Below are 620 nucleotides of genomic sequence, written 5' to 3' on the forward strand. Positions count from 1 at the left end.
TTGAAGCACCGCTCAACCATGTTTCGCAGCCGGTAAAGCGTGTGATCTACACCCACGCGCATCTTGCGGGTCTTACGCATTGGAATTTGGGTGATGATGTCGCGCTTATCCATGTTTTTGCGAATACGGTCCGCATCATAACCCCGATCCGCCAGCAGCACCTTGGGCTCCGGCAGGTTGTCGTGCATGACCAGATCGAAGCCGAGATAATCCGATGTTTGGCCCGGCGTGATCTCCGTTCTCATCGGCAGGCCATGCGCATTGACGCGGAGGTGGACCTTGGTCGTGAACCCACCTCTTGAGCGGCCAAAACCCTGTCGAGGAGTCCCCCTTTAGCGCCCGCTGCCTGATGATGGGCGCGAATGACGGTGCTGTCGACCATTTGCAGGGCGTCTGGTACGGCTCCGCTCTGGTTCAACGCATCCAGAATGTCCTCCCAAAGCCCGGCCAAGGTCCATCGGCGAAACTGGCGATAGACGCTTGACCATTTTCCGAATTCCTCCGGCAGCTCACGCCACGGGGATCCTGTTCGGGCGATCCAGAAAATCCCATCCAGAACAAGGCGATGATTGGTTGGTTTGCGCCCATTCGGGCCGCGGGCAGCGAGGATGAAATGTTCG

Annotated in this window: 1 pseudogene; it reads right to left on the reverse strand. The window is 58.2% G+C overall.

Annotation, left to right across the window (positions count from 1 at the left end):
• A pseudogene (locus tag AB9K34_RS00195) lies at nucleotides 1-620 on the reverse strand (IS5 family transposase); the annotation flags it as partial.

The sequence above is a fragment of the Sedimentitalea sp. XS_ASV28 genome (genome assembly GCF_041224545.1).
GTDB lineage: Bacteria > Pseudomonadota > Alphaproteobacteria > Rhodobacterales > Rhodobacteraceae > Sedimentitalea.